General features: G+C 53.5%; 18 protein-coding genes, 1 other RNA gene and 1 pseudogene. 10 read left to right on the top strand and 10 right to left on the bottom strand.

Annotation, left to right across the window (positions count from 1 at the left end; all coding sequences use genetic code 11):
• The first annotated feature begins 110 nt into the window (after window positions 1–110).
• Window positions 111–902, top strand: coding sequence for a cytochrome C assembly family protein (locus tag BMW97_RS09700; RefSeq protein WP_014884879.1), 792 nt, complete (start codon window positions 111–113; stop codon window positions 900–902).
• Between the two features lie 18 nt (window positions 903–920).
• Window positions 921–2,207, top strand: a complete 1,287-nt coding sequence (locus tag BMW97_RS09705) for an HlyC/CorC family transporter (protein ID WP_045909263.1) — start codon at window positions 921–923, stop codon at window positions 2,205–2,207.
• Between the two features lie 52 nt (window positions 2,208–2,259).
• On the opposite strand, the gene grpE is transcribed toward BMW97_RS09705, so the two are convergent.
• Window positions 2,260–2,853: a nucleotide exchange factor GrpE gene (gene grpE / locus BMW97_RS09710; protein ID WP_008502499.1), complete on the bottom strand. Its 594-nt coding sequence runs from the start codon at window positions 2,851–2,853 to the stop codon at window positions 2,260–2,262.
• 122 nt (window positions 2,854–2,975) lie between these two features.
• On the opposite strand from grpE, the gene nadK reads away from it, so the two are divergent.
• The 3 genes from nadK to bamE all read left to right on the top strand — a co-directional run bounded on the left by nadK (window position 2,976) and on the right by bamE (window position 6,078).
• Entirely contained in the window at window positions 2,976–3,854 is an 879-nt protein-coding gene (nadK, locus tag BMW97_RS09715) for an NAD(+) kinase (protein ID WP_008502500.1), read from the top strand.
• 85 nt (window positions 3,855–3,939) lie between these two features.
• A complete protein-coding gene (gene recN, locus BMW97_RS09720) occupies window positions 3,940–5,601 on the top strand; it encodes a DNA repair protein RecN (RefSeq protein WP_045909264.1) in 1,662 nt (553 codons plus the stop codon).
• A 138-nt stretch (window positions 5,602–5,739) separates the two neighbouring features.
• Window positions 5,740–6,078 carry an outer membrane protein assembly factor BamE gene (gene bamE, locus BMW97_RS09730; protein WP_045909265.1) on the top strand — a complete coding sequence of 113 codons (339 nt, stop codon included), beginning with the start codon at window positions 5,740–5,742 and terminating at the stop codon, window positions 6,076–6,078.
• A 104-nt stretch (window positions 6,079–6,182) separates the two neighbouring features.
• Here bamE and BMW97_RS09735 read toward each other — a convergent pair whose 3' ends face one another.
• Window positions 6,183–6,470, bottom strand: a complete 288-nt coding sequence (locus BMW97_RS09735) for an RnfH family protein (RefSeq protein ID WP_008502503.1) — start codon at window positions 6,468–6,470, stop codon at window positions 6,183–6,185.
• Window positions 6,460–6,897, bottom strand: a complete 438-nt coding sequence (locus BMW97_RS09740) for a type II toxin-antitoxin system RatA family toxin (protein ID WP_014832955.1) — start codon at window positions 6,895–6,897, stop codon at window positions 6,460–6,462. The genes BMW97_RS09735 and BMW97_RS09740 overlap by 11 nt, the downstream gene beginning before the upstream one ends.
• Window positions 6,898–7,053: 156 nt before the next feature.
• Between BMW97_RS09740 and smpB the strand changes: the two genes are divergently transcribed.
• Entirely contained in the window at window positions 7,054–7,536 is a 483-nt protein-coding gene (gene smpB, locus BMW97_RS09745) for an SsrA-binding protein SmpB (RefSeq protein WP_008502505.1), read from the top strand.
• Between the two features lie 89 nt (window positions 7,537–7,625).
• Window positions 7,626–7,989: a transfer-messenger RNA gene (gene ssrA, locus BMW97_RS09750) on the top strand.
• A gap of 141 nt (window positions 7,990–8,130) precedes the next feature.
• On the opposite strand, the gene BMW97_RS09755 is transcribed toward ssrA, so the two are convergent.
• The 3 genes and pseudogenes from BMW97_RS09755 to BMW97_RS09765 all read right to left on the bottom strand — a co-directional run.
• Entirely contained in the window at window positions 8,131–9,177 is a 1,047-nt protein-coding gene (locus BMW97_RS09755; protein WP_045909266.1) for a bifunctional transcriptional activator/DNA repair enzyme AdaA, read from the bottom strand.
• The gene (locus tag BMW97_RS09760) at window positions 9,161–9,937 is read right to left on the bottom strand and encodes an isocitrate lyase/PEP mutase family protein (RefSeq protein WP_045909267.1); all 777 of its coding nucleotides are present in this window, start codon (window positions 9,935–9,937) and stop codon (window positions 9,161–9,163) included. Before BMW97_RS09760 ends, BMW97_RS09755 begins: the two co-directional genes overlap by 17 nt.
• 158 nt (window positions 9,938–10,095) lie before the next feature.
• A pseudogene (locus BMW97_RS09765) lies at window positions 10,096–10,362 on the bottom strand (nucleotidyltransferase domain-containing protein); the annotation flags it as partial.
• Window positions 10,363–10,692: 330 nt separating this feature from the next.
• Between BMW97_RS09765 and BMW97_RS09770 the strand changes: the two are divergent.
• The gene (locus BMW97_RS09770) at window positions 10,693–11,496 is read left to right on the top strand and encodes a DUF4225 domain-containing protein (RefSeq protein ID WP_045909268.1); all 804 of its coding nucleotides are present in this window, start codon (window positions 10,693–10,695) and stop codon (window positions 11,494–11,496) included.
• Here BMW97_RS09770 and BMW97_RS09775 read toward each other — a convergent pair.
• The gene (locus BMW97_RS09775) at window positions 11,474–11,788 is read right to left on the bottom strand and encodes a hypothetical protein (RefSeq protein WP_045909269.1); all 315 of its coding nucleotides are present in this window, start codon (window positions 11,786–11,788) and stop codon (window positions 11,474–11,476) included. The genes BMW97_RS09770 and BMW97_RS09775 overlap by 23 nt on opposite strands.
• A gap of 402 nt (window positions 11,789–12,190) precedes the next feature.
• Between BMW97_RS09775 and BMW97_RS09780 the strand changes: the two genes are divergently transcribed.
• Together BMW97_RS09780 and BMW97_RS09785 are read left to right on the top strand one after the other, a co-directional pair.
• On the top strand, window positions 12,191–12,547 hold the full coding sequence (locus BMW97_RS09780; protein ID WP_023333137.1) for a hypothetical protein: 357 nt from the start codon (window positions 12,191–12,193) through the stop codon (window positions 12,545–12,547).
• 105 nt (window positions 12,548–12,652) lie between these two features.
• Complete coding sequence (locus BMW97_RS09785) at window positions 12,653–13,213, top strand: YceI family protein (RefSeq protein ID WP_045909270.1); 561 nt, start codon at window positions 12,653–12,655, stop codon at window positions 13,211–13,213.
• Here the strand turns inward: BMW97_RS09785 and BMW97_RS09790 are convergent.
• Genes BMW97_RS09790 through BMW97_RS09800 form a run of 3 tightly spaced genes read right to left on the bottom strand, consistent with a single transcriptional unit; the run spans window position 13,205 to window position 15,058 of the window.
• Window positions 13,205–13,996: an anti-sigma factor family protein gene (locus BMW97_RS09790; RefSeq protein WP_045909271.1), complete on the bottom strand. Its 792-nt coding sequence runs from the start codon at window positions 13,994–13,996 to the stop codon at window positions 13,205–13,207. The two genes, BMW97_RS09785 and BMW97_RS09790, sit on opposite strands and share 9 nt — an antisense overlap.
• A complete protein-coding gene (locus BMW97_RS09795; protein ID WP_045909272.1) occupies window positions 13,993–14,550 on the bottom strand; it encodes a sigma-70 family RNA polymerase sigma factor in 558 nt (185 codons plus the stop codon). Before BMW97_RS09795 ends, BMW97_RS09790 begins: the two co-directional genes overlap by 4 nt.
• On the bottom strand, window positions 14,531–15,058 hold the full coding sequence (locus tag BMW97_RS09800; protein WP_023294382.1) for a tetratricopeptide repeat protein: 528 nt from the start codon (window positions 15,056–15,058) through the stop codon (window positions 14,531–14,533). The genes BMW97_RS09795 and BMW97_RS09800 overlap by 20 nt, the downstream gene beginning before the upstream one ends.
• Window positions 15,059–15,373 lie beyond the last annotated feature (315 nt).

The following is a 15,373-nucleotide window of genomic DNA, read 5'->3' on the forward strand; positions in this document are numbered from 1 at the left end:
TTGCCGGAGTATAACATGAAGGCGCCTTTGTTGTTATGCAACGGTTGGAGCAGGCGTCACGTAACGTTATACTGCTTCTCTTTCTTATTAAGACAACTGTCGATGCCTATATGCCTGTTTTCGCACTGATCGCCCTTGTTGCCTACTCTGTCAGCCTCGCGCTGATCGTTCCCGGACTGCTGCAAAAAAACAGCGGCTGGCGGCGCATGGCTATTCTTTCTGCGGTCATCGCACTGATTAGCCACGCCTTTGCGCTTGAATCACGCATCATCCCCGGCGACGGCAGCGTGCAAAACCTGAGCGTCCTCAACGTCGGCTCGCTGGTCAGCCTGATGATCTGTACGGTAATGACCATCGTCGCGTCTAAAAATCGCGGCTGGCTGCTGCTGCCGATTGTCTACACCTTCGCGCTGATCAATCTGGCCCTCGCCACCTTTATGCCTAATGAGTTCATTACGCATCTGGAGGCGACGCCGGGGATGCTGGTGCACATCGGCCTGTCGCTCTTTGCCTACGCGACGCTGATTATCGCCGCGCTTTACGCCATGCAGCTCGCCTGGATTGACTACCAGCTGAAAAACAAAAAGCTGGCCTTTAACCACGAAATGCCGCCGCTGATGGTCATTGAGCGTAAGATGTTCCACATCACCCAGGTGGGGGTGGTGCTGCTGACGCTCACGCTCTGCACGGGCCTGTTTTACATGAAGAACCTGTTCAGCGTGGAGAATATCGATAAAGCAGTGCTCTCCATCATCGCGTGGTTTGTCTATATTGTCCTGTTATGGGGCCATTATCATGAAGGCTGGCGCGGTCGTCGCGTGGTCTGGTTCAACGTCGCGGGTGCGGGCATTCTCACCCTTGCCTATTTTGGCAGCCGCTTCATACAGCAATTTGCTGGCTAAGAAACAAAGGAGTTCCCCCTGGAACACATCTCTACCACCACGCTGATCGTTACGCTGATCGTCATGGTGGTCATCTCCGCCTATTTCTCCGGCTCGGAAACCGGCATGATGACCTTAAACCGCTACCGGTTACGGCATCGTGCCAAACAGGGTAACCGCGCCGCCCGTCGCGTTGAAAAACTGCTCCGCAAGCCGGATCGCCTGATTAGCCTGGTGCTCATCGGCAACAACCTCGTCAACATTCTGGCCTCTGCCCTCGGCACCATCGTCGGGATGCGCCTGTACGGTAACGCCGGGGTGGCGATTGCCACCGGCGTGCTGACGTTCGTGGTGCTGGTTTTTGCCGAAGTGCTGCCGAAAACCATCGCCGCACTTTATCCGGAGAAGGTCGCCTACCCAAGCAGCTTCCTGCTGGCACCGCTGCAGATCCTGATGATGCCGCTGGTCTGGCTGCTGAACATGGTGACGCGCGTCCTGATGCGGATGGTGGGAATCAAAGCCGACGTCACTATCAGCAGCGCACTCAGCAAAGAGGAGCTGCGCACCATCGTGAACGAATCCCGCTCGCAGATCTCCCGGCGCAATCAGGACATGCTCCTGTCGGTGCTGGATCTGGAAAAGGTGAGCGTGAACGACATCATGGTGCCGCGTAACGAAATCGTCGGTATCGACATTAATGACGACTGGAAAGCCATCGTTCGCCAGCTGACGCACTCTCCGCACGGGCGCATTGTGCTGTACCGCGACTCGCTGGATGACGCTATCAGCATGCTCCGCGTGCGCGAAGCCTACCGTCTGATGACCGAGAAAAAAGAGTTCACCAAAGAGGTGATGCTGCGCGCCGCCGACGAAATTTACTACGTGCCGGAAGGAACGCCGCTCAGCACGCAGCTGGTGAAATTCCAGCGCAACAAGAAGAAGGTCGGCCTGGTGGTCAACGAGTACGGCGATATCCAGGGGCTGGTGACGGTCGAAGATATTCTGGAAGAGATTGTCGGGGACTTTACCACCTCAATGTCTCCTTCCCTCGCGGAAGAGGTCACCCCGCAAAACGACGGCTCGGTGCTGATTGACGGAAGCGCAAACATTCGTGAGCTCAACAAAGCCTTTAACTGGCATTTGCCGGAAGATGAGGCTCGCACCATTAACGGGATGATTCTTGAAGCGCTGGAAGAGATCCCGGCGGCGGGCACGCGGGTGCGCATTGAGCAGTACGATATTGATATCCTGGACGTGCAGGACAATATGATCAAGCAGGTGAAAGTCCTGCCCGTTAAACCCCTGCGCGAAAGTATCGCGGAGTAAGGTTGTAGGCCGGGTAAGGCGAACGCCGCTACCCGGCACTACGGATAGCGAATTACGCTTTCGCTTTCGCCACGGTCACCATCGCCGCGCGAATGGTACGGCCGTTCAGGGTGTAACCTTTCTGCATTACGCCCAGCACTTTACCGGCTTCAATCTCTTCTGATTCAACCATCGCAATCGCCTGGTGAACGTTTGGATCCAGCGGAACGTCGGTATCGGCAATCACTTCCACGCCAAACTTACGCACCACGTCGAGCATGGATTTCAGCGTCAGTTCGATACCTTCGATCATCGCGGCGTTGTCCGGATTCGCTTTGTCAGCCACTTCCAGCGCACGATCGAGGCTATCGATCACCGGCAGCAGTTCGTTGACGAATTTCTCCAGCGCAAATTTATGCGCCTTCTCAACGTCCTGCTCGGTACGGCGACGCAGGTTTTCCATTTCCGCCTTGATGCGCAGAACACTGTCGCGTTCGCGATTCTGTGCTTCTACCAGCTGGGCTTCCAGATTCGCAATTTTTTCATCGCGCGGGTCCACCTGCTCAGCAGATGCGTCTGGCTCTACAGCCTCAACTTCATCGTGCTGTTCCGTGATAATTTCTTCAGGGGCTTGCCCCTCAGGCGTTTTCTGTTCTTTACTACTCATGAATTTCTCCGCGTTTTTCTGCATTCATCTCGCTAACTTCGCTTATTATGGGGATCAGTTTCCGGGATTCAAGGGAACAAGACAGATTGTCATCATTCATCAGGCACAAGGACCTCCAGAAAATGAATAATCATTTCAGGTGTATTGGGATCGTCGGGCATCCGCGTCACCCTACCGCACTAACGACACATGAAATGTTGTATCGCTGGTTGTGTAGCAAAGGCTATGAAGTGATGGTCGAGCAGCAGATTGCCCAGGAGCTGCAGCTGAAGAGCGTCAAAACCGGCACGCTGGCGGAAATTGGTCAACAGGCCGATCTCGCCGTGGTGGTGGGCGGCGACGGCAACATGCTCGGCGCGGCCCGCACGCTGGCGCGTTATGACATCAAGGTCATCGGCATCAACCGTGGCAATCTCGGTTTTTTAACCGACCTCGACCCGGACAATGCGCAGCAGCAGCTGGCCGACGTGCTGGAAGGCCACTATATCAGTGAAAAACGCTTTTTACTGGAAGCGCAGGTCTGCCAGCAGGACTGTCAGAAACGCATCAGCACCGCGATTAACGAGGTGGTCCTTCACCCCGGTAAAGTGGCGCACATGATTGAGTTCGAAGTCTATATCGACGAAATCTTTGCCTTCTCCCAGCGTTCTGACGGGCTGATTATCTCCACCCCGACCGGCTCAACCGCCTACTCGCTGTCTGCCGGCGGCCCGATCCTGACCCCCTCTCTGGACGCCATAACCCTGGTGCCGATGTTCCCGCACACGCTCTCCGCCCGCCCGCTGGTCATCAACGGCGACAGCACGATCCGTCTGCGCTTCTCGCACCGCCGTAACGACCTGGAGATCAGCTGCGACAGCCAGATAGCGCTGCCGATCCAGGAAGGTGAAGATGTGCTTATTCGCCGGTGTGATTACCACCTGAATTTGATTCACCCGAAAGATTACAGCTATTTCAATACATTAAGTTCGAAGCTTGGCTGGTCAAAAAAATTGTTCTGATTTAGCATCCAGTACTTTACTGTATAAAAAACCAGTTTATACTGTATGAAAACACAGTTATGGTTTTTCATACAGGAAAACAATTATGCTGGCACAACTGACCATCAGCAACTTTGCCATTGTTCGTGAGCTTGAGATCGATTTCCACAGCGGCATGACGGCGATCACCGGGGAAACCGGTGCGGGTAAATCCATTGCCATTGATGCCCTCGGCTTGTGCCTTGGCGGCCGCGCCGAGGGCGACATGGTGCGCATGGGCGCAAACCGTGCCGACCTGTGCGCCCGCTTCTCCCTGAAAGACACCCCTGCTGCTCAGCGCTGGCTGGAGCAGAACCAGCTTGAAGATGGACGTGAGTGTTTACTTCGCCGTGTGATCAGCAGCGATGGTCGCTCACGCGGCTTTATCAACGGTACGGCGGTCCCGCTCTCCCAGCTCCGTGAACTCGGTCAGCTGCTTATTCAGATCCACGGTCAGCACGCGCATCAGCAACTCGTTAAACCCGAACAGCAGAAAGCGCTGCTGGATGGCTATGCGGGTGAGTACGCGCTTACTCAGCTTATGGCGGAGCACTATCGCCAGTGGCATCAGAGCTGCCGCGAGCTCGCTCAGCACCAGCAGCAAAGCCAGGAGCGCGCCGCCCGTGCGGAGCTGCTGGAATACCAGCTCAAAGAGCTGAACGAATTTAACCCGCAGGCGGGTGAGTTTGAGCAAATCGACGAAGAGTACAAGCGCCTGGCGAACAGCGGGCATCTGCTCTCAACCAGTCAGAATGCGCTCAACCTGCTGGCGGATGGCGAAGACGTGAACCTGCAGAGCCAGCTGTATAACGTCCGTCAGCTGCTTACCGAACTGGTCGGCATGGACAGCAAACTGTCTGGCGTCCTGGACATGCTGGAAGAGGCGGCCATTCAGATCTCTGAAGCCGGTGACGAACTGCGCCACTACTGTGAGCGTCTGGATCTGGACCCGAACCGTCTGTTTGAACTGGAACAGCGTATCTCCCGTCAGATCTCGCTGGCGCGCAAGCACCACGTCACGCCGGAAGAGCTGCCGGGCTACTATCAGTCTCTGCTGGACGAGCAGCAGCAGCTTGACGATCAGGCTGACTCGCTGGAAACCCTCTCTCTGGCGGTGAGCCTGCACCATGAACAGGCGCTGGCGACAGCGCAAAAGCTGCATGAAATTCGTCAGCACTATGCTCAGGAGTTAAGCCAGCACATTACCGACAGCATGCACACGCTGGCGATGCCGCATGGCGTCTTCACCATTGACGTTCGCTTTGAAGAGAATCACCTGACGGCGGAAGGTGCGGATCGCATCGAATTCCGCGTCACCACCAACCCGGGGCAGCCGCTGCAGGCGATTTCCAAAGTGGCCTCCGGCGGTGAACTGTCACGTATTGCACTGGCGATTCAGGTGATCACCGCGCGTAAAATGGACACCCCGGCGCTGATTTTCGATGAAGTGGATGTCGGCATCAGCGGCCCGACGGCGGCGGTGGTGGGTAAACTGCTGCGCCAGCTCGGCGAATCCACGCAGGTGATGTGTGTCACCCACCTGCCGCAGGTCGCGGGCTGTGGCCATCATCACTTTATCGTCAGCAAAGAAACCGACGGTGAAATGACCGAAACGCACATGAAGTCGCTGGATAAACGTGCGCGTCTGCAGGAGCTGGCACGCCTGCTCGGCGGCAGCGAAGTCACGCGTAACACGCTCGCGAACGCGAAAGAACTGCTGGCGGCATAAACTTTTTCGGGATCTCAGGGTCATACAGAACAACAAAAACGCCGCCAGACCGGTTTCAAAGTGGGGCAAGGTCTATTATCATCGGCATATTACATATGAGCCGCGTTCTGCTCGGGCCCGAAAAGGAATCAAATCACTATGCGTTGTAAAATGCTGACCGCTGCCACAGCGGTTCTTCTGATGTTGACCGCAGGCTGTTCCACTCTGGAGAAAGTGGTTTACCGTCCTGACATCAACCAGGGGAACTACCTTACCCCTAACGATGTGTCCAAAATCCGCGTGGGGATGACACAACAGCAGGTCGCTTATGCACTGGGAACCCCGATGATGTCCGATCCGTTCGGCACTAACACCTGGTTCTATGTATTCCGTCAGAAGCCGGGCCATGAAGATGCGACCCAGCAGACCCTGACGCTGACCTTCAGCAGCGCCGGTGTGTTGACCAACATCGACAACAAGCCTGCCCTGACCAAATAATCCGGTGTCAGAAAAGCAAAAAGGTGCTCATTGAGCACCTTTTTTGTTTTGTGTTGATCCCCTCGCCCCTTTGGGGAGAGGGTCAGGGTGAGGGGAAGAAAGCGCTACTTACTGGCCTTCTCCGCGCGCTGACGACGCAGCTCTTTCGGGTCGGCAATCAGCGGACGATAAATCTCCACTCGGTCGCCCTCTTTCAGCACATCGCCGAGCTTCACCGGACGGCTGTAAATCCCGACCTTGTTCTTCGCCAGGTCGATATCGCTGCGAAGCTCGAGGATGCCGGAAGCACGGATGGCCGCCTCAACGGTCGCCCCCTCTTCCAGCGTCACGCGCTGCAGATACTGCTTCTCCGGCAGCGCGTACACCACTTCTACAGCAATCTTATGCGACACTGTAAACCTCTTTGGCGCGGGTGGTGAACGCCTGAACCATATTCGATGCCAGCTCTTTAAAGATGCGGCCAAACGCCAGCTCAATCAGCTTATTGGTGAACTCGAAGTCCAGATGGAACTCAATGCGGCAGGCGTCAGCGCTCAGCGGCGTAAACTTCCAGCCCCCCATCAGGGTCTTAAAGGGACCATCCACCAGATGCATCAAAATACTCTGATTGCTCGTCAGCGTATTACGGGTGGTGAACGTCTTGCTGATCCCCGCTTTAGAGACATCCACCGCCGCGGTCATCTGCGTCGGGCCGGACTCCAAAACGCGGCTCCCGGTGCATCCCGGAATAAACTCTGGATAAGACTGAACATCGTTCACTAACTGATACATTTGTTCCGCGCTGTAAGGCACAAGCGCAGTACGGCTAATCTGAGGCATAGCATTTCCCATGGTCACACAACGGACAAATAATAACATTTATCACCTGTTAAAAAAACGCTAAGCCTCATCTCGTGCTAAGATAGCGCGTTAGACCTCACAGGACGCAATGAGGTGACTTTTTGAAATCAGATTACCGACGGCTTTACGACACTTATGACGAAGAAAAAAGCACATAAACCAGGCTCGGCGACCATTGCGCTCAACAAGCGTGCTCGCCACGAGTATTTCATTGAAGAAGAATTCGAAGCTGGCCTTGCGTTGCAGGGCTGGGAAGTAAAATCGCTGCGCGCCGGGAAAGCCAACATCGGCGATAGCTACGTGATCCTGAAAGATGGCGAAGCCTTCCTGTTCGGCGCAAACTTTACGCCGCTGACCGTCGCCTCTTCACACTACGTGTGTGACCCAACGCGCACGCGTAAACTGCTGCTAAACAAGCGTGAACTGGAATCCCTCTACGGACGCATCAACCGTGAAGGTTTCACCGTGGTCGCCCTGTCGCTGTACTGGAAAAACGCCTGGTGCAAAGTAAAAGTTGGCGTCGCGAAGGGTAAAAAACAGCACGACAAACGTACTGACCTGAAAGAACGCGAGTGGCAACTGGACAAAGCGCGCATTATGAAAAACGCAGGACGTTGATTCTGCACACTTATTGTACTATTCAATAAGTTAGCGTTCCGGGCTGGTATCCAGGAAGTGAAATCTGGTATACTCAGTTCAACACTATTGGGGCTGATTCTGGATTCGACGGGATTTGCGAAACCCAAGGTGCATGCCGAGGGGCGGTTTGCCTCGTTAAAAGCCGCAAAAAAATAGTCGCAAACGACGAAAACTACGCTTTAGCAGCTTAATAACCTGCTCTGAGCCCTCTCTCCCTAGCTTCCGCTCTTAAGACGGGGATCAAAGAGAGGTCAAACCCAAAAGAGATCGCGTGGAAGCCCTGCCTGGGGTTGAAGCGTTAAAACTAATCAGGCTAGTTCGTTAGTGGCGTGTCTGTCCGCAGCTGGCGTGCGAATGTAAAGACAAACTAAGCATGTAGTACCGAGGATGTAGAAATTTCGGACGCGGGTTCAACTCCCGCCAGCTCCACCAAAATTCTCCATCGGCGATCACCAGAGTCGACTGATGAAGTCCTGAAAGCCCGCACGGCGCAAGCCCTGCGGGCTTTTTTGTACCCTCAACATGTCCCGCGAAGTCCGTAAATTTTCCCGGCGACACAGCAACTTCACGCCATTAAACATTGTTTTTCTCATGCTCAATAAGCCATTCTTTGCGTGAAATCCCCCCTCCATAACCTGTCATCGCCCCATCTTTTCCAATTATCCTGTGACAGGGGATCACAATCGCAATCCGGTTGGCACCGTTAGCGGCAGCGACGGCGCGCACAGCATTTGGCTTATTAAGCCGTAGTGAAATGGCCTGGTAGTGTGAGGTCTGTCCATAGGGAACAGCACGCAACGCATGCCAGACGGATTGTTGAAAATCACTGCCCGGAGCATCTAAAGCCAGATCAAACTGTCGGCGCGTTCCGGCAAAATACTCGCCGATCTCTTTTACTGTCTGCCGGGTATGGCTGTTTTCGCCGGTGACGATTCTGGCGTTAAATAAACGCTGGATATCGCGAAATTCAGTTTCTAACATCCGGCGATCGGTAAACTCCAGCAGACAGACTCCCCGCTCTGTCGCGCAGACAAACATCGGTCCAAGCGTCGTGGTAAACCGGTGAATGACTATCACCTGGGTTGCCTGAGTCGGCGCTGCGCCAGTAAGACGCTTGTAGGTATAACCAAAGCCGCTCAGCGATTCATAGCCATTGTCCAGCGCAACGTCAGTCGCCGCTCGTCCGCTTTTCAGCTCCTGCAAGGCAACGTTCACCCGCTGCATTCGCTGGAAAGCCTGAAAAGTGATGCCGTGATGTTGCAGGAACCAGCGCCTTACCCGCTCCGGGCTGATGCCATGCTGACGAAGCTCCGCGTCTGCTACACGGGATTTGATATCGCGCCTGACAAGCGCGAGCGCCTGCTCAACGAATAATGGCGCGCTGTGCGCATTTTCCGCAGGTCTGCAGACCTTACAGGGACGAAAGCCGTCCGCCAGGGCAGATTTGGCATCTTTATAAAATTCGACATTTTCGCGCTTGGGCTTTCGCGCCCGGCATACCGAAATGCAGAATACGCCAGTGGTTTTGACGCCAACAAAAAACACGCCAGTGTAGTCTGAAGCACGTTCAAGTAATGCCTGATACCAGATATCACACAGATTTTTATCGGTTATTTTCATCGCCAAAAAGTCCTTCAAACGTCTGACGAGATCGGATCGCATGCATGACATCAGTCAGCGTTGACTGCATCGCTGAATGAACAAAATTGCCCATTGAAATGCGGCTTACCCCTGCCCGTTTCAGCCTGTCGAATGACGGAAGATCGGGCATACACATGACATTCAAAGGCAATCCCGTTGCCTCTGCAATGAGGCTGATGTCTTTCTCTGACGTCAGGCAGGGAACAAAAAGGCCGTCAGCACCTGCAGCTTTGTAGCGTTGACCCCGTAATATCGTCTCCTGCAACGCGTCTTCATGCCCGAGCAGGTACGTGTCAGTCCGGATGTTCAGAAACAGGCTGTAATTTTCGCTTCTCAGCGTATCGCATACTGTTCTCAGGTTACGGGAAAAATCAGAGGCATCGTCAAGCTGACGAACCCCGTTTATGACTCGGCTGTCTTCGAGGTTAACGCCTGCGACGCCTGTCTGAGCAAGGCGCCTCAGATTGTCTGCTATCTCTTCGGCTGAATCACCATACCCTGCTTCCATGTCAACGCTCAATGGCAGGTTGCTGGCAGCCCGGATCCGGGTGACCATATAGAATAACTCATCAAACGGCACTCCCTGCCCGTCGTCATATCCCAGTGTGAACGCTATAGCTGCACTGGACGTTCCCAGAACCTGGTAGCCTGCTTTTTGCGCTGCGACAGCACTGGCGGCATCCCAGACGTTGGCGATAAGAAGAGGCTCATGCTGATAGTGGCGTTCTGCAAAGTTCATATTCATATCCTCTCGATAGATTGAAAATGAATCTAAGCACTCAGGAAGAACCTCACAACCGAAATTCGGACGACCATTTTTTAGCAAACGTCGTCTGAACATGGGGGGCGGAACAGACCAAAACCTTTCAGGCCCGGGCTCCGGCTTTCAGCATGGCTAAGCAGACGAGGCTCTCCGACATGTTCCCCGGTGAAAGCATGGAGCAGGTGACCCAGTGTTCCGGCGAACACAATACGCTGAGCCATGATTTCGTCATAATAGAGAGGGTCTACCACAACGACAAAATCGAGATCGGAGTATTTATCGAACCCGCCATGAACAAGCGAGCCGCCAGCGAGAAGGGAGTGAATCCGCGAATCAGCCTGAAATTTAAGCTTGAGTTACTCTGCAAAACTTCTGTGTAAATCGGGTAACGTACTAAGCATACTTTTTCCTATTCACAAAAAAGACAAAGCATTACAGAGTATCGCGCTGTTTATAGGCAGGCCAGATATTTTTTGCAGGAACAATAATGTCCTGAGAGGGTTCTCCCGATGCGTTATATTGCCCTGTAAACTCGGAGAAATTTCTTACCATCGTCGATTACTCGGATATCTGACTAACATAGTCGTACCAGTAAAGGTAACAAAGCAGTCCTTATGAGATTATGACACGGCCCTCTGCGTAGCCCTTGCTCTGCAAGAACATATGCAAACGAGTAAACATTGTTATATGCTTTTGGCCGGTGCTGGCATAACGCGTTCATGAGGATATATATGGACATTTCACTGCTTACAGGACAACAGACAAACGCATGGTCAGCGACCATGATTAATCTGGAAGCACGTAAACTCATTAATACCGCAAATAGGGTAGCTGCTGACCATCTCAAAGATGGGCTCACCAGAATTCAGTTTATGGAAGACATTAAGTCTTTTATCACTGAGCAATTTTCTCTTGCCCGCAGAGCGACATCCGACGAAGAAGGGATTTCCTATATAAAAAATCTCAGGGCAGAGAACGAAAATCTTCTTGAACAAGATCGCCTGCTCAGAACGAAAGCAGCGCAGCTTTATGCAAGGGTTGAGTTCATTAAGGAAAACAATAAAATTGTTGGCTATGTCATTTCCGCTGTACAGGTTGTTTTTGCTGGGTTACAAGCCGCAGGTGGATTACTCCTTGCGAGCTCGATGACGCCTATCGGTGTGTTGTTAGGTGCCACACTGGTGATTGATGCGGCTAATACCGTATCCAGAGAAGTGAATAATCAATTACTGAACAAACCTGATTCGCAGGGATTTGTTGCTGACACAGCAATGTCGGTTGCAGAGTTTATGGGATTTCGCGGTGAGACTGGTCTGGCTGCGTATAAAACGGTAAGCCTTGCTGCAAATGCGTACAGCGTATTCGGCTTACTTCGCAAACCGGGTTCCTGGCGTCTTTTTTATTTTATGCGCTCAGATTTTTACAGAAAAATGGACTCTATGAGTCGGCCAAAACTCACCATGAAAATCATCGGATATGGCATAAACGCAAAAATTGTTTTTGACTTGCTGTCTATTGATAATAATCCTGCTTAAAACGCCAGGCTTTATACGTTAATTTGAGGGGAGTCATCCAACAGAAGATACCAAAGATAAACACTACAGCAATGCCTGATGAGATGATATTTTCTCGGGAAGCAAAGCATACCGCCAGGATGAACAGAACCGTAAGTACGACGGAAAGAATGATTGTCCCTTTAAACCGATTTGAAAGCGCAGGAAGCAAAATATCCAGCGTCGAATGCTGAGTATCCACATAACGTTTAAGCTTTTGCAGCTCTTCTTTTGTGAAACCCGACCTAAGCAACGCTTCTTCTGTTATCGCCATGACATTCCTCTCCTTCTAATCAGAGCAAGTATACCGTGATCTTTGCAAAAAAAAACCGACCTACGGGCCAGTAGTTGTATTGTTAACCCCATGACATTGACAAATATCAACACCCTCTTCCTCCCTCCTGTGCAAAATTACCCACACCACCCCGCGCTACGGAATAGCCGCTTAACCCGGAAGGAACTCCACCATGTACAGACCCATAACCGTCATCATATTCATTCTCCTGACGCTCGCCGCCCTCGCGGAAATAGGCGTTTTATCCTTTGGATAATCCTCAGGCGAAATATCTCTCATCTGGGCATGTTGATCTTATTACAGTTTTTTCCTAAAGCCATCCCGTTTCGCCTGTGCCATGCTGAATCACGCTCATAACCGATAACGTTAAATGAGGATATTATGAAAAAAACAATTATCGCATTATCTGCCGTTCTGCTGGCTTCCCCAGTATTTGCTGCGACCACACATGCAACTGACGATACCGTCGCGGCGGCGAACGCAAACGCCAATGAGGCGAAGCAAAAACTGCACGAAGAGCAGAACAAAGGTGAAGAGCTGAAGCTGAAACAGAAGCATGCTGCGGAAGGCAAGAGCGAGAGCCTGGGCAGCAAGGTCAGCGAAGATTCCCAGAAAGCCTGGCATAAAACCAAAGAAGGCACCGAGAAAGGGTGGGATGCCACCAAAGAAGGCGCTGAGAAAGGCTGGAACAAAACCAAAGAAGGTGCCAGCGAGCTGGAAAAGAAAGTCACTGAGTAATTAGTTATACTCACGAAAAGGTCGCGCTTGCGGCCTTTTTTATTTCTTCGAATATAATTAGCACCTCAGGCGTTTACGCAGTGCGCACTTATCGGAGAAACCACTATGTACCGCCTTTTGGCCTTTCTGACCGTTCTGCTGTTGTGCCCTTCCCTGCATGCTGCCCCGAAAAGCTACCTTATCGATACCGATAACACCGCCATTCGGCTCTCGTGGCATGCCTTCGGCGGCATCCTCTCCTGGGCAACGTTCAGCGGCGTAACGGGTGCCGTGACGCTCAATCCGGATAACGACGTTGACGACCACATCCACGTCACCATTCCTGTGGCAACCCTGGTGGCCTCAAACAAGCTGCTCACCTGGCAATTAAAAAGCGACATGTTTTTTGATGCGGAGCACTATCCGACCATCGAGTTCATCAGCTCTCGCGTGGTCGCCCAGGGCGCCGGACGGTTCAGGGTGTTCGGCACGCTGACCGTACGAAACATTGCCCGGCCGGTGATCCTGGAGGCCGTGGTGAAAGACCCGCATGCGCAGGCCCCCACGCTGGACGCCACCACGGCGATCTCGCGCGCGTCCTATGGGATGGATAAGTTTGCCCTGGTCGTGGACGATCGTATTGCCATCGCCATTGCGATTCAGACGAACCAGGTGCCTTCACCCTGAGATCAGGCGCTGTAGCTGCTCCGCGTGTTCCCGCAGATAGGACGGTGGGTTGCGGCCAATCAGGACAAACTGGTAGCCTGCCTCCAGCCACCACGCCAGGTTCATGCTGTGCCGCTGCTCCTGTTGGAGCGAGGCCGTCGCCTTCTCATCAACAGGCGAAATACAGAGGGCCATCGGGCCGTAGTCGGCGCTGATCCAGGCAATCTGCGCGATAGACGTCGTTTCATAGCGCAGCATGCGCACCATTTTAAGCTCTGCCCCCTGCAGGGTAAGCTGCGACAGGTTTAGCCTCATGCCGATGTCCTGCGCGGCCCGTTCCAGCCCGCGCTGCAGAACCGGCGTTGCGCTGTCCATATCCAGCAGCGTCTCGACGCTGTACAGGGACATATATTGCGCTTCGAGGTCGCGGATATGGGCATTCTCATCCTCTGGTGCAACAGCAGACCGCAGCAGGTAGCCCAGCCCGGAGCCGACCAGCAAGAAACTGACCGAGGCGGCGATCAGCGCCCGTCGGCTGACGCCAGTCAGCGTGGCGGACTGCGGGTCGGGAAGTGCCGCAAGACGCGCCTGCATCGTCTCAAGAGGCGCGTCATCCAGCAGGGAGGCAAACGCCCCGGCGTAATCCTGGCTGCTTTTCATCAGTTCATCGGTTCGTCCGGCGAGGCGTTCGTCACGCTTTAACTGTTCTTCAAACTGCTGCGCGTCGGCGCGACACATCTCGCCATCTATCCAGGCCACGATGGCGTCGTCGTTATAGGGCGGTGTAAAACGGTGCGCGTTCAAGAGCGTTTCTCCTTTACCGGAGGGAGTGCGTCAGCGGATCTGGCAAGCCGAGCCCTCGCCGTCGCCAGCCGGCTCATCACGGTACCGATCGGCACCGCCAGGGTCTCCGCCGCCTCCTGGTAGGTAAAGCCTTCGACATAAACCAAAAATACCGCGTTGCGCTGGGCTTCAGGCAGCGCGTTAACGCGCTGCATTACCTGAAGGTAATGCAGGCGCGTCTCATTCTGTTCGTGGGTGTCCGGCGCCAGCAGCTCGTCGCTGGGAACAAATCCCTGCCCCTGTCGAACGTGTCGTGCCCGAAGCTCAGAGATCCAGATGGAGTGCAGGATCGCGAACAGCCACCAGTCGATGCGCGTGCCCGGCGTATACTGGCTGCTTCTTTCAAGCGCACGCACGCAGGTGGACTGAACCAGCTCTTCGGCGATATCCCTGTTTCGCGACAGCACCAGCCCATAGCGCCAGAGACGCGGCAGGAGTGCGGCGAGCTGTTGACGAACCTCACGGGTTGCGATGGGTTTTCCCTCCACGAGAAGATCAGGATTCCGGGTGTCCATTGATGGCGGCCTGCAGGTCACGGTACTCCTCGCAGGACTGGCCACAGATACCGGCAATCACTTTCAGCTGTTCTTTCGCGAGGTCCGGGCGTCCTTTCACCATCCATGCTTCACCGAGATACTCCCGGGCTTTGGCATAATCCGGCGCGATAGCCAGCGCGCGCTGGTAGTAACCAATCCCTTCGTCCGTGCGGCCCAATTTGCGCGTGGCGAACCCGCGATAGTTCCACGCTTCAGCCGTATTGCCATTTTTCAGCGAATCAAGCAGATTCAGCGCCGCCTGGTACTCCCCTTTCTTCGCGAGATGGTACGCGTAGTTGGTTTTGTCCTGGTCGCTGAGGCTGCTGCTCTTGTCCGGCACGCATTTCTGCGTGGCGCTGTCATACACCTGTCCGGAAGGACAATCAGGCGTTTTGCTCTCGGTACTATTATTGCCCATGGCCAGCGCCAGTGGAGACAGCAGGGAAAAAATCAGCACCGGGATCAAACGAAACGAGGTCGTGTTCATACAAAACTCCAGGGTAAGTGGGGAGTGACGTCAGTAAACGTCCGGCTGACGATTTTTATTCATTCTTCGGTGAATTTTTTTACTGTCCTGAAGTCCTGCCCGCGCCTCAGTCCCAAAGAAAATAAATCAGCTTATTTTCTCTTTGCTTGCCCGTTATTATTGCTTACGCGTGATAGCAGAGTTTTAACCCTGTACAAGAATATATTTCATTACCTCGATGACATAATATATCTTACATCAAAAACGTTATCCTAACTTAAACACACGTTAAGTCCGCTTAAACAATAACGCTTAACATGTTATTTAAAATGATCC

Origin of the sequence: Enterobacter sp. NFIX58 (assembly GCF_900110475.1) — a bacterium.
Lineage (GTDB): Bacteria > Pseudomonadota > Gammaproteobacteria > Enterobacterales > Enterobacteriaceae > Enterobacter > Enterobacter quasiroggenkampii.